The organism is Hyphomonas oceanitis (assembly GCF_036964545.1).
Lineage (GTDB): Bacteria > Pseudomonadota > Alphaproteobacteria > Caulobacterales > Hyphomonadaceae > Hyphomonas > Hyphomonas oceanitis.
Window position 1 is genome coordinate 899,353 of the sequence record NZ_JBALTL010000001.1, and the last position, 16,352, is coordinate 915,704.

General features: G+C 62.2%; 17 protein-coding genes. 7 read left to right on the forward strand and 10 right to left on the reverse strand.

What is annotated here, in order from left to right:
• Position 1 precedes the first annotated feature (1 nt).
• Positions 2 to 1,129 carry a cell division protein ZapE gene (gene zapE / locus V7651_RS04445; protein WP_418887217.1) on the forward strand — a complete coding sequence of 376 codons (1,128 nt, stop codon included), beginning with the start codon at positions 2 to 4 and terminating at the stop codon, positions 1,127 to 1,129.
• Here zapE and V7651_RS04450 read toward each other — a convergent pair.
• On the reverse strand, positions 1,116 to 2,063 hold the full coding sequence (locus V7651_RS04450) for a hydrogen peroxide-inducible genes activator (RefSeq protein WP_335612363.1): 948 nt from the start codon (positions 2,061 to 2,063) through the stop codon (positions 1,116 to 1,118). The two genes, zapE and V7651_RS04450, sit on opposite strands and share 14 nt — an antisense overlap.
• Positions 2,064 to 2,351: 288 nt before the next feature.
• Here V7651_RS04450 and V7651_RS04455 point away from each other — a divergent pair, with 288 nt between their 5' ends.
• The 4 genes from V7651_RS04455 to V7651_RS04470 all read left to right on the forward strand — a co-directional run bounded on the left by V7651_RS04455 (position 2,352) and on the right by V7651_RS04470 (position 6,788).
• Positions 2,352 to 3,020 (forward strand): carbonic anhydrase, encoded by a 669-nt coding sequence (locus V7651_RS04455; RefSeq protein ID WP_335612364.1) that lies wholly within the window; start codon positions 2,352 to 2,354, stop codon positions 3,018 to 3,020.
• A gap of 23 nt (positions 3,021 to 3,043) precedes the next feature.
• A complete protein-coding gene (locus V7651_RS04460; protein ID WP_335612365.1) occupies positions 3,044 to 4,696 on the forward strand; it encodes a SulP family inorganic anion transporter in 1,653 nt (550 codons plus the stop codon).
• Positions 4,697 to 4,941: 245 nt separating this feature from the next.
• The gene (gene rpoH, locus V7651_RS04465; protein ID WP_035534953.1) at positions 4,942 to 5,856 is read left to right on the forward strand and encodes an RNA polymerase sigma factor RpoH; all 915 of its coding nucleotides are present in this window, start codon (positions 4,942 to 4,944) and stop codon (positions 5,854 to 5,856) included.
• A gap of 53 nt (positions 5,857 to 5,909) precedes the next feature.
• A complete protein-coding gene (locus V7651_RS04470; RefSeq protein WP_335612366.1) occupies positions 5,910 to 6,788 on the forward strand; it encodes a TrmH family RNA methyltransferase in 879 nt (292 codons plus the stop codon).
• Positions 6,789 to 6,863: 75 nt separating this feature from the next.
• On the opposite strand, the gene V7651_RS04475 is transcribed toward V7651_RS04470, so the two are convergent.
• The 6 genes from V7651_RS04475 to cysG are packed head-to-tail and all read right to left on the reverse strand — an operon-like array spanning position 6,864 to position 12,041.
• Positions 6,864 to 7,607, reverse strand: coding sequence for a phosphoadenylyl-sulfate reductase (locus V7651_RS04475; RefSeq protein WP_335612367.1), 744 nt, complete (start codon positions 7,605 to 7,607; stop codon positions 6,864 to 6,866).
• A gap of 6 nt (positions 7,608 to 7,613) precedes the next feature.
• Positions 7,614 to 8,102 (reverse strand): DUF934 domain-containing protein, encoded by a 489-nt coding sequence (locus V7651_RS04480; protein ID WP_335612368.1) that lies wholly within the window; start codon positions 8,100 to 8,102, stop codon positions 7,614 to 7,616.
• Positions 8,089 to 9,747: a nitrite/sulfite reductase gene (locus tag V7651_RS04485; protein WP_335612369.1), complete on the reverse strand. Its 1,659-nt coding sequence runs from the start codon at positions 9,745 to 9,747 to the stop codon at positions 8,089 to 8,091. Before V7651_RS04485 ends, V7651_RS04480 begins: the two co-directional genes overlap by 14 nt.
• Positions 9,740 to 10,351, reverse strand: coding sequence for a glutathione S-transferase family protein (locus V7651_RS04490; RefSeq protein WP_335612370.1), 612 nt, complete (start codon positions 10,349 to 10,351; stop codon positions 9,740 to 9,742). Before V7651_RS04490 ends, V7651_RS04485 begins: the two co-directional genes overlap by 8 nt.
• Entirely contained in the window at positions 10,348 to 10,653 is a 306-nt protein-coding gene (locus V7651_RS04495; protein WP_335612371.1) for a DUF2849 domain-containing protein, read from the reverse strand. The genes V7651_RS04490 and V7651_RS04495 overlap by 4 nt, the downstream gene beginning before the upstream one ends.
• Positions 10,650 to 12,041: a siroheme synthase CysG gene (gene cysG, locus V7651_RS04500; protein WP_335612372.1), complete on the reverse strand. Its 1,392-nt coding sequence runs from the start codon at positions 12,039 to 12,041 to the stop codon at positions 10,650 to 10,652. The genes V7651_RS04495 and cysG overlap by 4 nt, the downstream gene beginning before the upstream one ends.
• Before the next feature lie 109 nt (positions 12,042 to 12,150).
• Here cysG and gcvA point away from each other — a divergent pair, with 109 nt between their 5' ends.
• Positions 12,151 to 13,083, forward strand: coding sequence for a transcriptional regulator GcvA (gene gcvA, locus V7651_RS04505; RefSeq protein WP_335612373.1), 933 nt, complete (start codon positions 12,151 to 12,153; stop codon positions 13,081 to 13,083).
• Here gcvA and V7651_RS04510 read toward each other — a convergent pair.
• Positions 13,080 to 15,158: a hypothetical protein gene (locus tag V7651_RS04510; protein ID WP_335612374.1), complete on the reverse strand. Its 2,079-nt coding sequence runs from the start codon at positions 15,156 to 15,158 to the stop codon at positions 13,080 to 13,082. The two genes, gcvA and V7651_RS04510, sit on opposite strands and share 4 nt — an antisense overlap.
• Before the next feature lie 77 nt (positions 15,159 to 15,235).
• Complete coding sequence (locus V7651_RS04515; RefSeq protein WP_335612375.1) at positions 15,236 to 15,379, reverse strand: hypothetical protein; 144 nt, start codon at positions 15,377 to 15,379, stop codon at positions 15,236 to 15,238.
• 182 nt (positions 15,380 to 15,561) lie between these two features.
• On the opposite strand from V7651_RS04515, the gene V7651_RS04520 reads away from it, so the two are divergent.
• Positions 15,562 to 15,954, forward strand: coding sequence for an Hpt domain-containing protein (locus V7651_RS04520; RefSeq protein ID WP_335612376.1), 393 nt, complete (start codon positions 15,562 to 15,564; stop codon positions 15,952 to 15,954).
• Here the strand turns inward: V7651_RS04520 and V7651_RS04525 are convergent.
• On the reverse strand, positions 15,915 to 16,259 hold the full coding sequence (locus tag V7651_RS04525; protein ID WP_335612377.1) for a chorismate mutase: 345 nt from the start codon (positions 16,257 to 16,259) through the stop codon (positions 15,915 to 15,917). The two genes, V7651_RS04520 and V7651_RS04525, sit on opposite strands and share 40 nt — an antisense overlap.
• Positions 16,260 to 16,352: the final 93 nt, after the last annotated feature.

Below are 16,352 nucleotides of genomic sequence, written 5' to 3' on the forward strand. Positions count from 1 at the left end.
CATGATCTCGGTGCTGGAGCGATACGAAGCCCGGATCGCCGAAGGCCTGATCGATGCCGATAGCGCGCAGGCCAAGGCTGCCGCGCGCCTCGACGACCTCGCTCGCCGACTGGCCAACAAGGGCAAGGGTGGCTGGTTCTCCAAGCCCACGCCTGTCCAAGGTCTCTACATGTGGGGCGGCGTCGGGCGCGGTAAATCCATGCTGATGGACCTCTTCTTCGAGGCCGCTCCTGTCACCCCTAAGCGCCGGGTTCACTTCCACGAATTCATGGGCAGCGTGCACGACATGCTGGGCGAGTGGCGCAAGCTGGACGCGAGCGAACGCAAGCGATCTGAATGGCGCGTCAAGGGAGCGGGCGACGACCCGATCGCGCCAGCCGCGAAACGCATCGCCTCAGGGGCGAGCCTTCTTTGCTTCGACGAATTCCAGGTGACGCAGATCGCCGACGCGATGATCCTGTCGCGCCTGTTCGAAGCCCTGTTCGACGAGGGCGTCACCGTCGTGGCAACCTCCAACCGCCACCCCGACGACCTCTACACAGACGGCATCAACCGTCCCCTCTTCCTGCCCTTCGTGGATATCCTGAAGGCCAATTGCGACGTGTTCGAGTTGAGCTCCGACAGGGATTACCGCCTCGACCGCCTGAGCGAGGCGCCCGTCTGGTATGCGCCGCTGGGGCATGAGGCAGATGCCGCACTTGACAAGGCGTGGCACCGGCTGACGCTTGGCGCGACGCCGCAGCACTGTACGCTCAAGGTCAAGGGCCGAAAGCTGGAAGTATCGCGCGAGGCAGCGGGCACGGCACGCTTCACCTTTGAAGAATTGTGTGCCCGCCCGCTCGGCGCCCGCGATTATCATACGATCGGCGCCCATTTCCACACGGTGTTTCTGGAAGGCATCCCCCTGCTCTCGCCTGAGAACCGCAACGAAGCCGCCCGCTTCGTGATGCTGATCGACGAGCTTTACGAGGCCAAGGTGAAACTCGTCGCAAGTGCTGCGGCCGAGCCGGATGCGCTTTATCCGTCCGGCGACGGCAGTTTCGAATTCCAGCGTACCGCCAGCCGCCTCCACGAAATGCGCTCGACCGAATATTTCGCCGAAGCGCACAAACAGGTCACCGACGTCTGAGCGGCCGGCCGACAGGCTGCAACGCACCAGAATCAAGCAAGTCCATCGCGACATCGCGGAAAACAAGGCCAAGCGCTTCAATGTCCCGGCCGAGTGGCGAGCCCGTGCGCCAGATCAGGCTGACATCACGGGTCGCCAGCGGATGGCGCAGCGGCCGCACGACCTGGCCCGGATCACGCTGGGCTTCAACCACGGCGTAAAGATTGGGCAGGATGGCAACGCCAGCCCCCATGGCTGACATCTGCCTCACAGCGTCCAGCGACGTACCTTCATATTCCGTACTGACATGCGCGCCCGCTGCATCGGCGAGCATCTGGATCACGACGCTGAGCCGGTGACCGAAACCAAGGCTGAGCAATTCCCTGCCCTGCAAGGCACTGATATCAACCGGACCTTCGCCTTGCGAGAGCTCATCATCGGACGCGGCACATACGAAAAGTGTCTCCTGGAATAGCGACATGCTTTCGCTATTCACATGGTCTTCCGGCGTCGAGATGATCATGTCGAGGCGGCCGTCATTGAGCTTCTCCTCAAGGTCGATCGTGCGCTCCTCGCGCACGCTCATGCGCAGGTCCGGAAAGAGGCGGTGGAGTTCCTTCACAGCGCTCGGCAGCAGGTAGGGCCCGATTGTCGGCACCGTGCCGAGGCGGTAGCGTCCGGCGACGAGGCCTTCGGTTTGCCGAGCAACGGTCTTCAGGTCTTCCAGCTGTGTGAGGATCACGCGTGCGCGTCGAACCACTTCCTCTCCCGTGGGCGTCATGATCGCGCCATTGCGCCCGCGTTCGATCAGCACGGCACCCAGTTGCGCCTCGGCTGCAGCGATCTGCGCCGACAGGCTGGGCTGAGAGACGTTGAGGGTTTTCGCTGCCTCGTGGAATTTGCCGGTCTCGGCCACGGCGACGATATACTGTAATTGCCGCAACGTAGGACGCATCTGGGTTTCCTCTGGTTGAAGCCGATAGTTTGATAGATTTTGACTATCAAAACAAGAGTGCTTTCGTATTGGAACTATGTATTGGAAGCCCCGAAATACCGACTGTGCCAACGAACCGGAGTGTCCCTTTAGTGCCAGCGACAGACCTTAAAAGCCGAAGTGCTTGCCGCTGCTACAGCGAGGTAACCCGCTCAGCTGTGGATCCGCCGCACGATACCTGAGACGCCCACCGCGTCGCACCTGACATCCTATCCAGCTTTCCTCCCACGCATCGAAAAGGAGTTTCGCATGCCACGCTTTGCTGCGGGCGTCGTCCGCTTCCAGAATAACGTCTATCCCGGTAAACAGGACCTGTTTGAAGAACTCAGCCAGGGCCAGTCGCCCGAAGCCCTGTTCATCACCTGCTCCGACAGCCGTATCGAAACGGCAATGATTACCCAAACCGAACCCGGTCAATTGTTCCACGCGCGTAATGCCGGAAACATTGTGCCGCCCCACACCGAACATACTGGCGGCATGACAGCCGCCATCGAATATGCAGTGTCGGTTCTGAAAGTGCCGCATATCGTCGTGTGCGGACATACGGGCTGCGGCGCCATGAATGGCGCCATGCACCCGGACGGCCTTGAAGGCCTGGACCATGTTCGCAAATGGCTGGCCTATTCCAAGTCGGCCGTCGACATTGTCGACGAGCTGGCGCCAGACGGCACACCGGCAGAGCGGATGCAGATGCTGATCGAGCAGAACGTCCTCGTCCAGCTACAGCACCTGCGGACGCATCCAAGCGTCGCGCGCCGCCTCGCCAAGGGCGATCTCGAACTGCACGGATGGGTCTACGACATCCGCACAGGCGACGTGTCCGCCTTCGACGCCGACCAAAACACATTCATCCGGGTTGATGCGCATTATGCCAGCCAGATTGCCCAACTTGCCGGTGATCATGGCTGCGCGGCCTGACCCCCAGACAACGGAAAAAGTCCATGACAACACCCCAGACAGGGGCGCAGCCGAAAGGCGCGCCCTATTTTGACTTTTCGAATCTGAAGGGCGACCTGTTTGGCGGATTGACCGCCGGTATCGTCGCCCTTCCCCTTGCGCTTGCCTTCGGTGAAGCCTCAGGCGCCGGCCCCATTGCCGGCCTCTGGGGCGCCATCTTCGTGGGCTTCTTTGCGGCCCTGTTTGGCGGCACCGGATCACAGGTCTCAGGGCCGACCGGCCCCATGGTCGTCGTCTTTGCGGGTCTCTATGCCGCGCTCGGCGGCAACCCTGCCCTCGTCTTTGGCGCCGTTATCCTTGCGGGCCTCATGCAGATCCTGCTCGGCTTCATGCGGTTCGGCCAATATGTGAAACTTGTGCCCTACCCGGTCATCTCGGGTTTCATGAGCGGTATCGGTGTCATCATCATCGCCCTCCAGCTTGCCCGCCTGTTTGGTCACGAACCGGATGGCGGCGGCACGATTCCGGCCTTTACCGCCGTGCCTGGCGCGGTGATGGACCCCAACGTCATTGCCGTCGGCATTGCCCTTCTGACGCTTGGCATCGTGTTCAGCTGGCCGAAGAAGTTTGCCGCCTACGTGCCCGGCCCGTTGGCCGCGCTCGTCATCGGCACGCTGGTCAGCATCGCCATCCCGGGGGCACCGCTACTCGGTGACATCCCGACAGGCTTCCCAAGCTTCGTACTGCCGGCTGTAAATGTGGATTCCGCCCTCATCGTCATCGAGGCGGCCTTCATTCTCGCCGTGCTCGGTTCAATCGACAGCTTGCTGACCTCACTGGTCGCCGACAACATGACCCGAACGCGCCACCAATCGAACAAGGAACTTATCGGTCAGGGCATCGGTAACGCGCTAGGCGGCTTCTTTGGGGCCATTCCCGGCGCTGGCGCAACCATGCGCACCGTGATCAACATCCGGTCCGGTGGCCGCACACGTATTTCCGGCATGACACACGCCCTCGTTCTGCTGGCGATCGTCATAAGCCTTGGCCCGCTTGCGGCGAAGATTCCTCATGCGGTTCTGGCCGGTATCCTGGTAAAGGTCGGTGTCGATACGATCGACTTCTCCTACCTGAAGCGTGCCCATAAAGGGCCTCGCTGGGACCTGGGCCTCATGGTGCTCGTGCTTGGCCTGACCGTGTTTGTCGACCTGATCACGGCAGTGGCAGTTGGCGTGGTGCTCGCAGCGCTCGCCTTCATCAAGAACCTGGCCGATGATCAGATCAAGGCCGTTCAGGAAGACGAACCACGCCTATCGACCGAAGAAGAGACGCAGATCCTGTCACGCTCGGGCGGCCGGGTGATGATGTTCGACTTTGGCGGACCACTCAGCTTTGGTGCGGCGGCGGACCTCGGCCACCATGTTCGTAGCAAGGCAAGTGACAAGGTGGAGATCATCATTCTCGACTTTTCCCGTGTCCCTTTCATTGATGTCTCAGCCGTCAGGGCCGTGGAAACAATCGTCGAGGACGCAGCAGACTCCGGCAAGCAGGTTTATGTCACCGGCTTGAACGAGTCTGTCGGACAAGTGCTGCACCAATTCGCCACCGGCCTGCCCGGTAGCGAGGAGAAGCAGTTCGACACACGTCTTGATGCGCTCAAAGCAGCGCTGACGAGGTTGGAACCAAGTCGGGCATAGAGTTCCGGTACGTTTACCAACAAACCCCGTAACTGCCCCGCTCTTCCCCCCCGGAGCGGGGCATTTTTTTGCCCACGCCACCTTCACAGGAAGGCCGTATTTCCTATTTATGCTGCAGCGCGATGACATACATGCGCATTTCCGGGGAATACGTCGCCGCAAAGCGGGGCTAAGAACACATTCGGAACACCTAAACGGGAACCATTGCTGCAGGTGCGGGATAGGTTCCAAAAGGAGGATTTATAATGGCCAACCCAGTTTCTGCACGCAGTTCGGTCGCCCTCAGCCCCGAACAGGGCCTCAGCCGGTATCTCAGCGAAATCCGCAAGTTCCCGATGCTTGAGAAGAACGAAGAATTCATGCTCGCCCGCAAGTGGCTTGAGAATGATGACACAGAAGCCGCCGAAAAGATGGTGACCTCCCACCTTCGCCTCGTGGCGAAAATCGCGATGGGCTATCGGGGTTATGGCTTGCCAATGGCCGAAGTGATTTCAGAGGGCAATGTCGGCCTTATGCAGGCTGTCAAGAAATTCGACCCTGAAAAAGGCTTCCGCCTGGCCACCTATGCCATGTGGTGGATCCGCGCCGCTATCCAGGAATATATCCTGCGATCCTGGAGCTTGGTGAAGCTCGGCACGACAGCCGCCCAGAAGAAGCTGTTCTTCAACCTGCGCCGCCTGAAAGGCGAGATGAAAGCCCTCGACGAGGGCGACCTTCGCCCCGAACAGGCCCGCCTGATCGCCGAAAAACTGAACGTCACAGAGGCAGAAGTTTTCTCGATGAACGGCCGCATGTCGGGCTCCGATGCCTCGCTGAACGTGCCCATGGGCACCGATGGCGACATGGAATGGCAGGACTGGCTGGCCGATGACGACCAGGGCCAGGCCGAGAATTTCGCGGATCGTCAGGAATATGACGCCCGAATGGATCTGCTCGGCAATGCCATGCAAGACCTCAACGAGCGCGAGCGCCATATCCTCACCGAGCGGCGCCTTTCGGAAGAGCCAAAGACACTCGAAGAACTCTCCGAAACCTACAATGTCAGCCGCGAGCGTATCCGGCAGATCGAGGTGCGGGCGTTCGAAAAGCTGCAAAAGGCCATGAAGCGCATGGCCAAGGAACAGGGCATGCCGACAGCCGCAGGCGCGGTGGCGAACTGATCACCGCGATCTTCTGAATTGATCCAGTAACGACAAAGGGGCATGCAGCGCGCATGCCCCTTTTTCATGTCAGCGATCCTGCCGATCCGCGCCTCGCGCCCTACACGTCGATCCGCGAGAAGGACCTGACCTCCGGCCATGGCGGACGGTTCATCGTCGAAGGCAAAGTCACACTCGAAACGCTGCTGCGCCGCAGTCGCTTCGCGGTTGAAAGCCTGTTCCTGTGCGAGACCCGGCTTGAGCCACTGGCCGATATCCTGACTCACGTTCCCGCAAATGTGCCGGTCTATGTCGCTCCGCAAGACGTGATGGACGCCGTGGCTGGGTTCCCCATGCACAGGGGCGTGCTGGCCTGTGGGCTGAAGGGCGAGGCCGCCGGGACCGCACACCTTCTTGAACAGATTTCCCGTCTCCCCTGCGCAGGCAGGGGCGGCGATGCTGGGCCCGGCCAGGCCCCTGCCTGCGCAGGGGACACGGCCCGATCAACCCTGCTCATGCTGTCGGACCTGTCCAATCACGACAATGTCGGCGCCTGCTTCCGCAATGCGGCCGCGTTTGGGGCCGATGCGGTCCTGCTCGATGGGCAATGCTGCGACCCGCTTTATCGCAAGGCCATCCGCGTCTCGTCAGGATCGAGCCTGTGGCTGCCCTTCGCCCATGGCGGCAGCGGCGCAGAGATGATGCAGGCGGCACAGGATGCCGGCTATACGGTTTGGGCGATGACACCGCGTGCCGATGCCGCGCCGCTCGCCTCCCTGCCCGTCCCTGAGAAGCTTGCCATCCTGCTCGGCGCCGAGGGGTCGGGCCTGCCTGACAAGCTGATCGCCTCAGCCGTGCCCGTGCGCATCCCAATGTCGGCGGGCTTTGACAGCATTAACGTGGCAACCGCCGGGGCTGTCGCGCTGGCGCACGTCTTCGCAGCCCGATCCTGAAAAGAAAACGCCCCCTCCAAACCGGAGAGGGCGCTGCGGGAATGCGTGGTGTGACGCCCCACCCGTAGTGTTGGTTTAGAATACGCGTGGGCGTTCGTTCTTGTCGACATGCAGACCGCACTCAGTCTTGGCCTGACCGGCCCAGCGACCAGCGCGCACGTCTTCGCCCTCGGCGACAGGCTTGGTGCAGGGCCAGCAGCCGATGGACGGATAGCCTTGCGAGACCAGCGGATGACGCGGCAGGTTGCGCTGCTGGATCATCAGTTCGACGTCTTCCGGGGTCCAGTTGGCCAGCGGGTTGACCTTGTAGCGGCCATTCGCGAATTCGAAGACCGGCAGGGACATCCGTGCGCCGCCATGGAAGCGCTTGCGACCCGTGATCCAGGCCGAGAAACCTTCAAGGGCCGGCTCCAGCGGCCGCACCTTGCGCAGGGCGCAGCAGGCGTCCGTATCGGTTTTCCAGAGATCGTTCTTCGGGTCGAGCACCTTGCGCTCTGTCTCCGACGGCGGGATCGAACGCACACCCGTCAGGCCGAGCCGTTCAATCACTTCGTCGCGGTGATCAAGCGTTTGCGGAAAGTGCATGCCCGTATCGAGAAATACGATCGGCAGCGACGGATCGACATCGGCGATAAGGGCCAGCATGGCGACGCTTTCCGCGCCAAAGCTCGACACATAGGTCAGGCTTTCAGGCCACTCACGCACCATCGCAACGCGCAGGACCGTCTGGGCCGAAGCATCCCGCAACTCGGTATTCAGGCGTTCGAGGCGGATCTCGGGCGCTTCAGCGTTCCGAGCGATGATGTCACCATAAGGCATGTGGCTCTAGTTTCCGTGTCTCTTGCGGAACACCGGCACCTGACCGCCCGCAGCGGGCTGGTAGACTTCGGAATATTCCTTCAATGCGTCTATCACTTCAGATAGGGCAGCACGGGACGTCTCGTAAGCATCGATGCCTGAACGGTTCATATAGAATAACTGATCCCGCAGGACGTGGCCCACCGCGCGCAGCTCGCCTTCATATCCAAAGCGGCGACGCAGGAGCTGGGCCTGGCTGAAGCCGCGACCGTCCGTATATTTCGGGAAAGCGATCTCGATCAGCTGTATTTGCTGCAGGTACGGCTCCAGAAGCGCTGCATCGTCATCCGGCGAAAGTCGCACGCCGACCTGCGTATTACGCTCGGACAGGGTCGACGCCTCAGCGATGAAACGCGCCAGCGGAACCGTGAAGCAGCCGCCTTCGGATAGCTCTGCTTCACCGTCAACATAGGCCCAGATATCGTCGATTTCGGCGCCATTCTTAATCAGCGGCATAGAGGGCTTCCTTGAATGGGTCATGGCCGAGGCGGCCCAGTGTGTCGATGAACAGCTCGTCCTTGCCGCTCCGCAGTTCGCGGTAGCGGTCTACGACGCGCTTGAGGGCGCCGGGAACGTCTTCGGATTTGAGGCCGGGGCCGGCGATATCGCCAATCGCGGCCTTCTCGTCGGCGCGGCCACCAAAGGTGATCTGATAGAATTCCTCACCCTTCCTGTCGACGCCGAGGATGCCGATATGACCGACATGGTGGTGGCCACAGGCATTGATGCAGCCTGAGATATTGATGTGCAGGCGGCCAATATCTTCCTGGTAATCAGGATCGGCAAACACCTGTTGCACGGCCTGCCCGACCGGAATCGAACGGGCATTGGCGAGGTTGCAATAGTCGAGGCCCGGGCAGACGATCAGGTCCGTGATCAGGCTTTCGTTCGGCGTAGCAAGGCCTGCCGCGTCCAGCTCTGCGTGCAGTGCTGGCAGATCGTCGAGCGCGACATGCGCGAGGATAATATTCTGTGCGTGGCTGACGCGGATATCGTCCTGACCATAAGCTTCGGCCAGATTGGCGATGATCTCCATCTGCGCGTCGGTCGCATCGCCCGCCAACCCACCAATCGGCTTCAGGCTCACCGTGACAGACGTGTAGCCCGGCGTGACGTGCGGATGCAGGTTCGTACGCGCCCAGCGGGCGAAGACCTTATCGCTCGCTTTTGCCGCCTCGAACGCGTCCGACACTTCAGGCTTGGTCGCCAGTTCAGGCGGCGCAAAATAGGCATGGATGCGGTCGATCTCGGCCTGTGGCAGGTCGATCTTCTCGTGGCTTCGCTGAGCGGCAAATTCCGCTTCGACCTGCCGCGTGAATTCTTCCTCGCCAAGCTCATTCACGAGGATCTTGATCCGCGCCTTGTACTTGTTGTCCCGGCGGCCGTGCAGGTTGTAGACGCGCATGATCGCTTCGAGATAATCGAGCAGCCGGTCTTCCGGCATGAACTCGTTGACCAGCGCAGCGATGTGCGGCGTGCGCCCCTGCCCCCCGCCGACATGCACTTCAAAGCCCCGCACGCCATCACGCTCGCGCATGTGCAGGCCAATGTCATGCACGCGGATCGCCGCGCGGTCATGCGCGGCGCCGGTGACGGCGATCTTGAACTTGCGTGGCAGGAAGGCGAATTCCGGATGGAAGGTAGACCACTGGCGAATGATCTCGCACCAGGGGCGCGGGTCCATGATCTCGTCGCGCGCGGCGCCGGCATAATGGTCCGACGTCGTATTGCGGATACAGTTGCCGCTTGTCTGGATGGCATGCATCTCGACCTCGGCCAGCAAAGCAAGCACGTCCGGAATGTCCTTCAGGGCAACCCAGTTGAACTGGATGTTCTGGCGTGTGGTGAAGTGGCCGTAATTGCGGTCATACTCGCGGGCGATGCGAGCGAGCATACGCATCTGGCGGGCGCTCAGCTGGCCATAGGGAATGGCCACACGCAACATATAGGCGTGGAGTTGGAGGTAGACGCCGTTCTGCAGGCGCAGCGGCTTGAACTCGTCTTCCAGCAATTCACCCGACAGGCGGCGCTCGACCTGCCCGCGGAACTGGGCGACGCGTTCCTTGACGATCTGCGCGTCGAATTCATCATATCTATACATGGGTGACCTCGTGAAGGTGTGGCAGGCCGAGTTCAAGCTCGCAGCGGGCGACCCAGGCTTGCACGGCAGGAAATTCGTTCAGGTCAAAGCCGCCTTCATGCGCGAGGCGGGTATAGGCCAGCAGCGAAATGTCAGCGAGCGTCAGGGCCTCTCCCCCGGCGATCCAGTCGCTGGAGATGAGCGCCATTTCCATACGCCCAAGCGCACGGCGGCCCTTGGCCATCAGGTCCGCATCAATCTCGTCGTCCGACTTCTTCAGGTAGAGCTTCTGGAAACGGCGCACGGCAATTGTCGGCTCGTGCGAATACTGCTCCCAGAACATCCACTCGAACATCTTGGCCCGCTCGAATGCGTCAGCCGGGATCAGGTCAGAGCCTTCAGCAAGATGCAGGATGATGGCGTTGGACTGCGCAAGGCTGCGGCCATTGTCGAACTGAACCACCGGCACCTGACCAAAGGGGTTCAGTGCAAGGAATTCGTCCGTGCGGCTCTCGCCCTTCAAGATGTCGATCTCGATCCATTCATGCGGAAGGGACAGCTGCGTCGCCACCCATTTCACCTTCAGGCAGTTGCCTGAAATCGAATCGCCAAAGATGCGGATCATGCCTTGTCTCCATAGGCGACGGTTGGCCCATTCGCGCGGATGGATTCGCGCAAGGTTTCACGGCCAGTGATACCGCCCGTCTCGGTCACTTCCATGAAATAGGGATCAGTGATGATGGCTTCCTGCTTCGCAGCGGCCGCGAGGCGTTCCTCGGCCTCATCGCCTGTGAAGGCAGCGATCTGCGACGTGTCTGCCGTCCAGTCGCCATTGGCCGTCAGCCAGACAGTGCGTCCGGTTGCGGTTTCCCAGGCGGTGATGGATTTCGGCGTTTCAGGTTTCAGCTTGGGGCGAACGGAGCTCATGCGACATGTTCCTTGAAGGCTTGGGTAATGGCTTCTGCGGGAAGACCAGCCACTTCGCCGATGACGAGAAGCGCGGGGCCCTTGATGCCCGCGCGCTGGATAAGATGGGGCAGTTCGGCAAGCGTGCCGAACACACGGATTTCATTATCGCGCGTGCCATTCTCGATGACCGCAACAGGCGTCGACGGCGCGCGTCCTGCGGCGATGATCTTCTCGGCAATCGTCGCCGACGTACCGACGCCCATGAAGACAACAACGGTCTGCGCAGGGCGTGCAAGCGAGGCCCAGTCCAGATCCGGCACGCCGCCTGCCCGGGCGTGGCCGGTCACGAACGTAAGGCTTTGCGCATGGTCACGATGTGTGAGCGGCAGGCCTGCAGCAGCAGCGCAGCCAAGTGCCGAGGAGATACCGGGAACCACAGTCGCCGCAACACCGGCCGCGCGCACGGCTTCCAGCTCTTCCCCGCCCCGGCCAAAGATGAACGGGTCGCCGCCCTTGAGGCGCACAACACGCTTGCCTTCCTGCGCCGAGGCGATCAGCAGCTCGTGGATCGTCTCCTGAGGCACCGAATGGTCGCCTTTGGACTTGCCGACCGGAACGCGGTCAGCGTCGCGGCGGATCAGGGAGAGAATTTCGTCACTGACAAGGCGATCATAATAGACAACATCCGCTTCCTGAATCAGGCGCAGCGCTTTCAATGTCATCAGTTCCGGATCACCCGGACCTGCGCCGACAATATGGACGATGCCTTCGGCGGCAATGCCTGACGCCAATTGCGCGCGCATGGCGGCTTCGGCGCCCTCAAGATCACCCGCATAGGCGAGGTCGGCGGTCGGGCCGGTCAGCGCGGTTTCCCAGAAACGGCGGCGCGCCTTGCTGTCGGGGATTGCGGCCTTCACGTCCGGGCGTAGGCGACTGGCGAGCGCGGCCAGGTCGCCGATACGTTTCGGCAGCAGCGCTTCGAGTTTCTCGCGGATAGCCTTTGCAAGTACGGGCGCCGACCCGTTCGTGCCGATCGCGGCGACCACATCGCCCCGGTCAATGATCGAGGGCACGGTGAAGTCGCAAAGCTCCGGATGGTCGACCACGTTCAGCGGCACCCCATACTGGCGCGCCATGGTGATCGCCTTTTCCGCGTTGGCATCGAGGCGGTTTGCGACAATGGCAAACCGCGCCACATCTAGCGCCGGACCGGCATGTTCCGGCGGCGCGATCGTGACACGGCCCGCGAACTCCTCGGCAAAGCCGGGGTCGATTTTCGAGACAATGACGGTAATCCGGGCCGGTGTCGCGGCCAGAAGGCGAACCTTGCGACGGGCTTCTTCCCCGCCTCCGAAAACAACAACGGATGCATTATCAAGGTTGAAGAAGGCCGGAAACTGGCGCATGCGAAGGCCACTCTTGTTTAGTATTGCTGATCGATCAAAGGTCAAATTGGCTATTGACGGCTCAGGCGCAACCGTGAACCCCTACAGCGAGCCTTTAGAGTTACTATTCATGTCTGATCCGAACGACCGACTGCCGCCCCTGAACGCCCTGCGCGCCTTTGAAGCGGCTGCCAGACGCCTGTCTTTCACACAGGCGGCCGACGAACTCAATGTCACGCCGGGGGCGATTTCACAACAGATCCGCCAGCTGGAAGACTATGCCGGAACGCCGCTTTTCAAGCGTACGGGCCGTTCCGTCTTGCTGACGGATGCCGCGCAGGCCAGCCTGCCGCTGGTGCGGGAAGCGTTTGAGCGCATATCTGAAGCCGGGCGCATCATGCAGGCCCCCGCCCGCAAGGGACGCGTCATGGTCTCCTGCGCACCCAGCTTTGCCGCCAAATGGCTCGCACCGAAACTCGACGGTTTCCACCGTGAACACCCCGATACCGAAGCCTGGATCTCGGCCGACATGGGACTGACAGACTTCACCATGGCCGATGCCGATTTCGCCATCCGCTATGGAAGGGGCAATTATGACGGCCTGAAATCGGAAAAGCTGCTCGACGAAACCGTCCTGCCGGTCTGCTCCCCTTCCCTGCTCGAAGGCCCGGACGCAATCCGCCGCCCGGAAGACCTGCGCCACCACACGCTGCTGCACGATGAAAGCAGCGAGAACGATCCGTCCTGTCCCGATTGGGCGAGCTGGCTGCGCGCCCGCCGCGTGGAAGGCGTCGACGGCACACGCGGGCCGCGCTTCAACCAGGCGATCCTCGTCATCGAATCCGCGGCCGCCGGACGGGGCGTTGCCCTCGCCAAACAGGCCATCGCAGCAGCAGACCTGGCTTCAGGTCGGCTGGTCGCGCCGTTTGCAGATGGATCAACTTTGATCGATTTCGGCTATTGGCTGGTCTGGCCCAAGGGGCGCCACCTGTCGCCGGATGTGCGTGACTTCATGAAATGGGTAAAGACCGAAGCCACCAAGGGCGAGATTGTCGGCGTCTAGGAGGCGTTGGCGCCCGCAGCGGCATCCAGCAGCAGGTAGGCAGCAAGACGCGGGCTCGCATTGCGGCTGGTCTTCTGCGTCTGCTCCAGCGCGTTGAGCGCGTCTTCCTCTTCCAGCGAGATGAACTCGCGGGCGAGCTGCAAGAGGTCCCGGTCACTGCGCAGGCGCTGGGTCACGCGCTCCACCTGACGGCCAGCATTGTCCATGATGGCTGCGCGGCGCTCACGGTCGCCTTGGCGGGCCGCTTCGGCAATCTTGCGCTTGGCCTTCGGACGGAAGGCTTCCGGCAAAAGGATGCCTGAGGTCTGCAGGCGCTGGATCATTTCGTCGGCAATTTCTTCGCGATCTGTCGGCGTTGCAGCAGGTTCATCGCGGCTCATGTCGGAAATGATGTCCCGCCAGCCCATGTCGCTGCTCGACTGCAATGACCGGCCGGAGGACGGCACGAGCGCGCCGCTGCTGGCTTGCGTGCCAGGCACATCGGTTGCCCGCCGCGCAGGCGTTGCAGGCTTGGCTGGTTCGTTGTCATCGAAGCGGCGGCGCAGCATGGGCGGGTTGGACTCCGCCGGGCTGGCATCTTGCGCGAGCGCTTCCGGCGCCTTGATATCCTTGTCTTTTTCTTTCTCGGCGTCTGCGCCAAGGCTGGCAGAGGCCAAGAGGTCTGCGGCGGCGTCGAAGAGTTCGTCTTCCATGCTCGGGCGCGGCGCGGGGCGCGTCGGCGCAGGGCGCGATGGCGGCGGGACGGGCGTACTGGACAGGTCTGCAGCAGGATACGTGTGACCATTCGCATAGCCATTGGCCGCGCCATTGCCATTGGCATGGCCGTTCATGCGCGGCGGTTCAGGGGGCGCAGCGGGTGGCTTGACGGGTTGGCTTGCGGTCGCGGCGGGGGGCGTTTCGGACCATTCCCGGACCGTTTCGGGGGCCTTTACGGGTGCTGCAGGGAGACTCGGCGCGGCTGACGTCGCCCCGAGGCGGCGGTTCATCATGTCCGTCTCGGCGCGCGCGGCATTGCCGGCAGCGCGTACGGCGACGGCAGCCTGCTCGCCGGCTTCGCGCAGGCGTGCGAGCGCGCTGGCGGCTTCCTCGGCCGCGGCGCGGGTCGACTGGTTGATCTCGCGATTGGCAAAGCGGGCGCCATCGAGCGCGGAAGAGACGGCATCCTTCAGCGCGTCGCCGGTGGTCGAGGCGGCGGCAGCAGCGATCTCCCCTGCCCTGACAGCGGCGTCGACCAGCTTGCGCGACTGTTCGAGCTTCTCTTCGACGCGGGTGACGGCGAAGGTGAGTGTTTCGGTGCGAACAGACGCATCGCGCGCCAGGCCATCAAGATCGATCAGCTTGGCCGCCAGCGACTCGCCCGCGACCGTCATGCCATGCAGGCGGGCGTCGAGCGCTTCATCGGCGCGGGCCACTTCATCACCGGCCATGCGGGCCGCATTGACCATTTGCTGAGCCTGACGCGGGATGGCTTCGTTCATGGACTCGATCTGCGCGCGCAGGTCGCGGGCAAGGCCCTCAAGCGCCGTCCGCTCGGATGCCAAGCGCTGGGCCAGATCGCGCGCATTGTCGGCGCTGGCATAGGCGACAGATTCCAGCCGCATCCGCTCGTCGCCAATCTCGCCGGACATGGCCTTCATCGCCGAGATCGCGTGCGCCATGGCGCGGTCGACCTCGGACGCAGACTGTTTCATCTGTTCGGCAATCGTGATGCCTTCAGTGCCGGCCTCACGCGCTGGCGAAAGCAGGCGAATGGCCGCTTCCATGACGAGGGCATTGGAGGCCGAGGCGCGGCGATTGGTGCGCGCCATGAAACCGGCCATGATGATGATCATGCCGGGAATGAGCGCGGCAAGGCCACCGGCCAAAAGGATCGCCGGAGGCTGTGCCAGCAGTGGATCAAGGCCGACAAAGCCGAGCACGCCTGCCGCGACGGCGACAAACCAGAGCACACCTATCAGGAATCCCGTGACGACCATCCAGCCGCCACCATGCCGGGCGTACTCGAAGTTTTCCGACGCCTCTTGCCTGGCCAGGAGATCCCGGCCGGACGGGCGAGCTGCAGGCGTATCCGTCATGTTGAAACTATACCGCGACAATAAGCCTGCGGCGAGGCCGGAATACAGGCTTTTTCAGGGCCTGGCAGGCCGCTGCCCTAACCCAGCATACTGACAACAACAGGCTCTGCCTGCGACGTGTCAGCACTTTCATCAGGCTCTGATGGCGCGAATTCAAGACCCAGCCAGGCCAAAATGCCTGCAAGGACAAGGTTCCGGATGAACACGGCGATCCCGATCATGATAGTCCCCATAAACGCGGGGCAACTCTCAGGCCCCGGATGAAGGCTCTAGCATACAGCGAAAGGGCTTTTCCGCCAATCGATAAATCTTCGTAAGGGTTCGTGAACAGACCGACGGATTGCGTTAACCTTTGAGGAAAGATGATCATGAGAGAGTGCGACGGAGCTTCCGGAGTCTGCCCATGACCGATACTGCCCCTGCCCCGCTTGCCCTGCTCGATCGGGACCATCTGAGCGCCATGACAGGGGGCGACCAGTCATTGGCGGTCGAAGTGATCGAGATTTTCCGGCATCAGGCCGAGATTTGGTCCCGCCTGCTCGACCCCATGGCCGATGCCTCGCAATGGGCCGATGCCGCCCATACGCTGAAGGGTGCCAGCCTCGGCATCGGTGCCCTGCGCCTTGCGTCCATCTGCGAGAAAGCCGAACGGCTCGGCCGCGGCGAAGCAACGCCCAGCCGCACGGCCGCCGCCGTCATGCTGGGTGATGTGAAGGATATCTTGGGCGACACGCTGGAGGCGGTCGCAAGGACCGCTTACGAACTGGCGTCACCGGGGCCGAAGCGCGTGTCATAGCTGCCGAATTCATAAGCGATGCAGCGGTCGATCAGCGTGCGCCACACAGGCTCCGCGATGGCCGGTGACAAGCCTGCCTCAGCACTAGCAGCCAGCACCTTGGCGACAACATCCTCGATGCGCGGACGGTCATGCACGATTTTGCGGTCGCCCTTGATACGGGCAGCAGCGTCCATGAAGGACTGGCGCTCAGCCAGGATTTCCACAAGCAGGCGGTCGATGCGGTCGATCTCGTAGCGGACCTGTTCCATGGTCTCGCTCGTCTCGGCCGTATGATGGCGCTGGTCGGATGTATAGGTCGTCATGGGCTTTGCCCCGTCTGGCTGAGTGCTGCCCGTTACATGGGGATGGCACGGGCGGCAAGGGAGACAGGTGCGACAGGCAAGCGCGGGCATTGC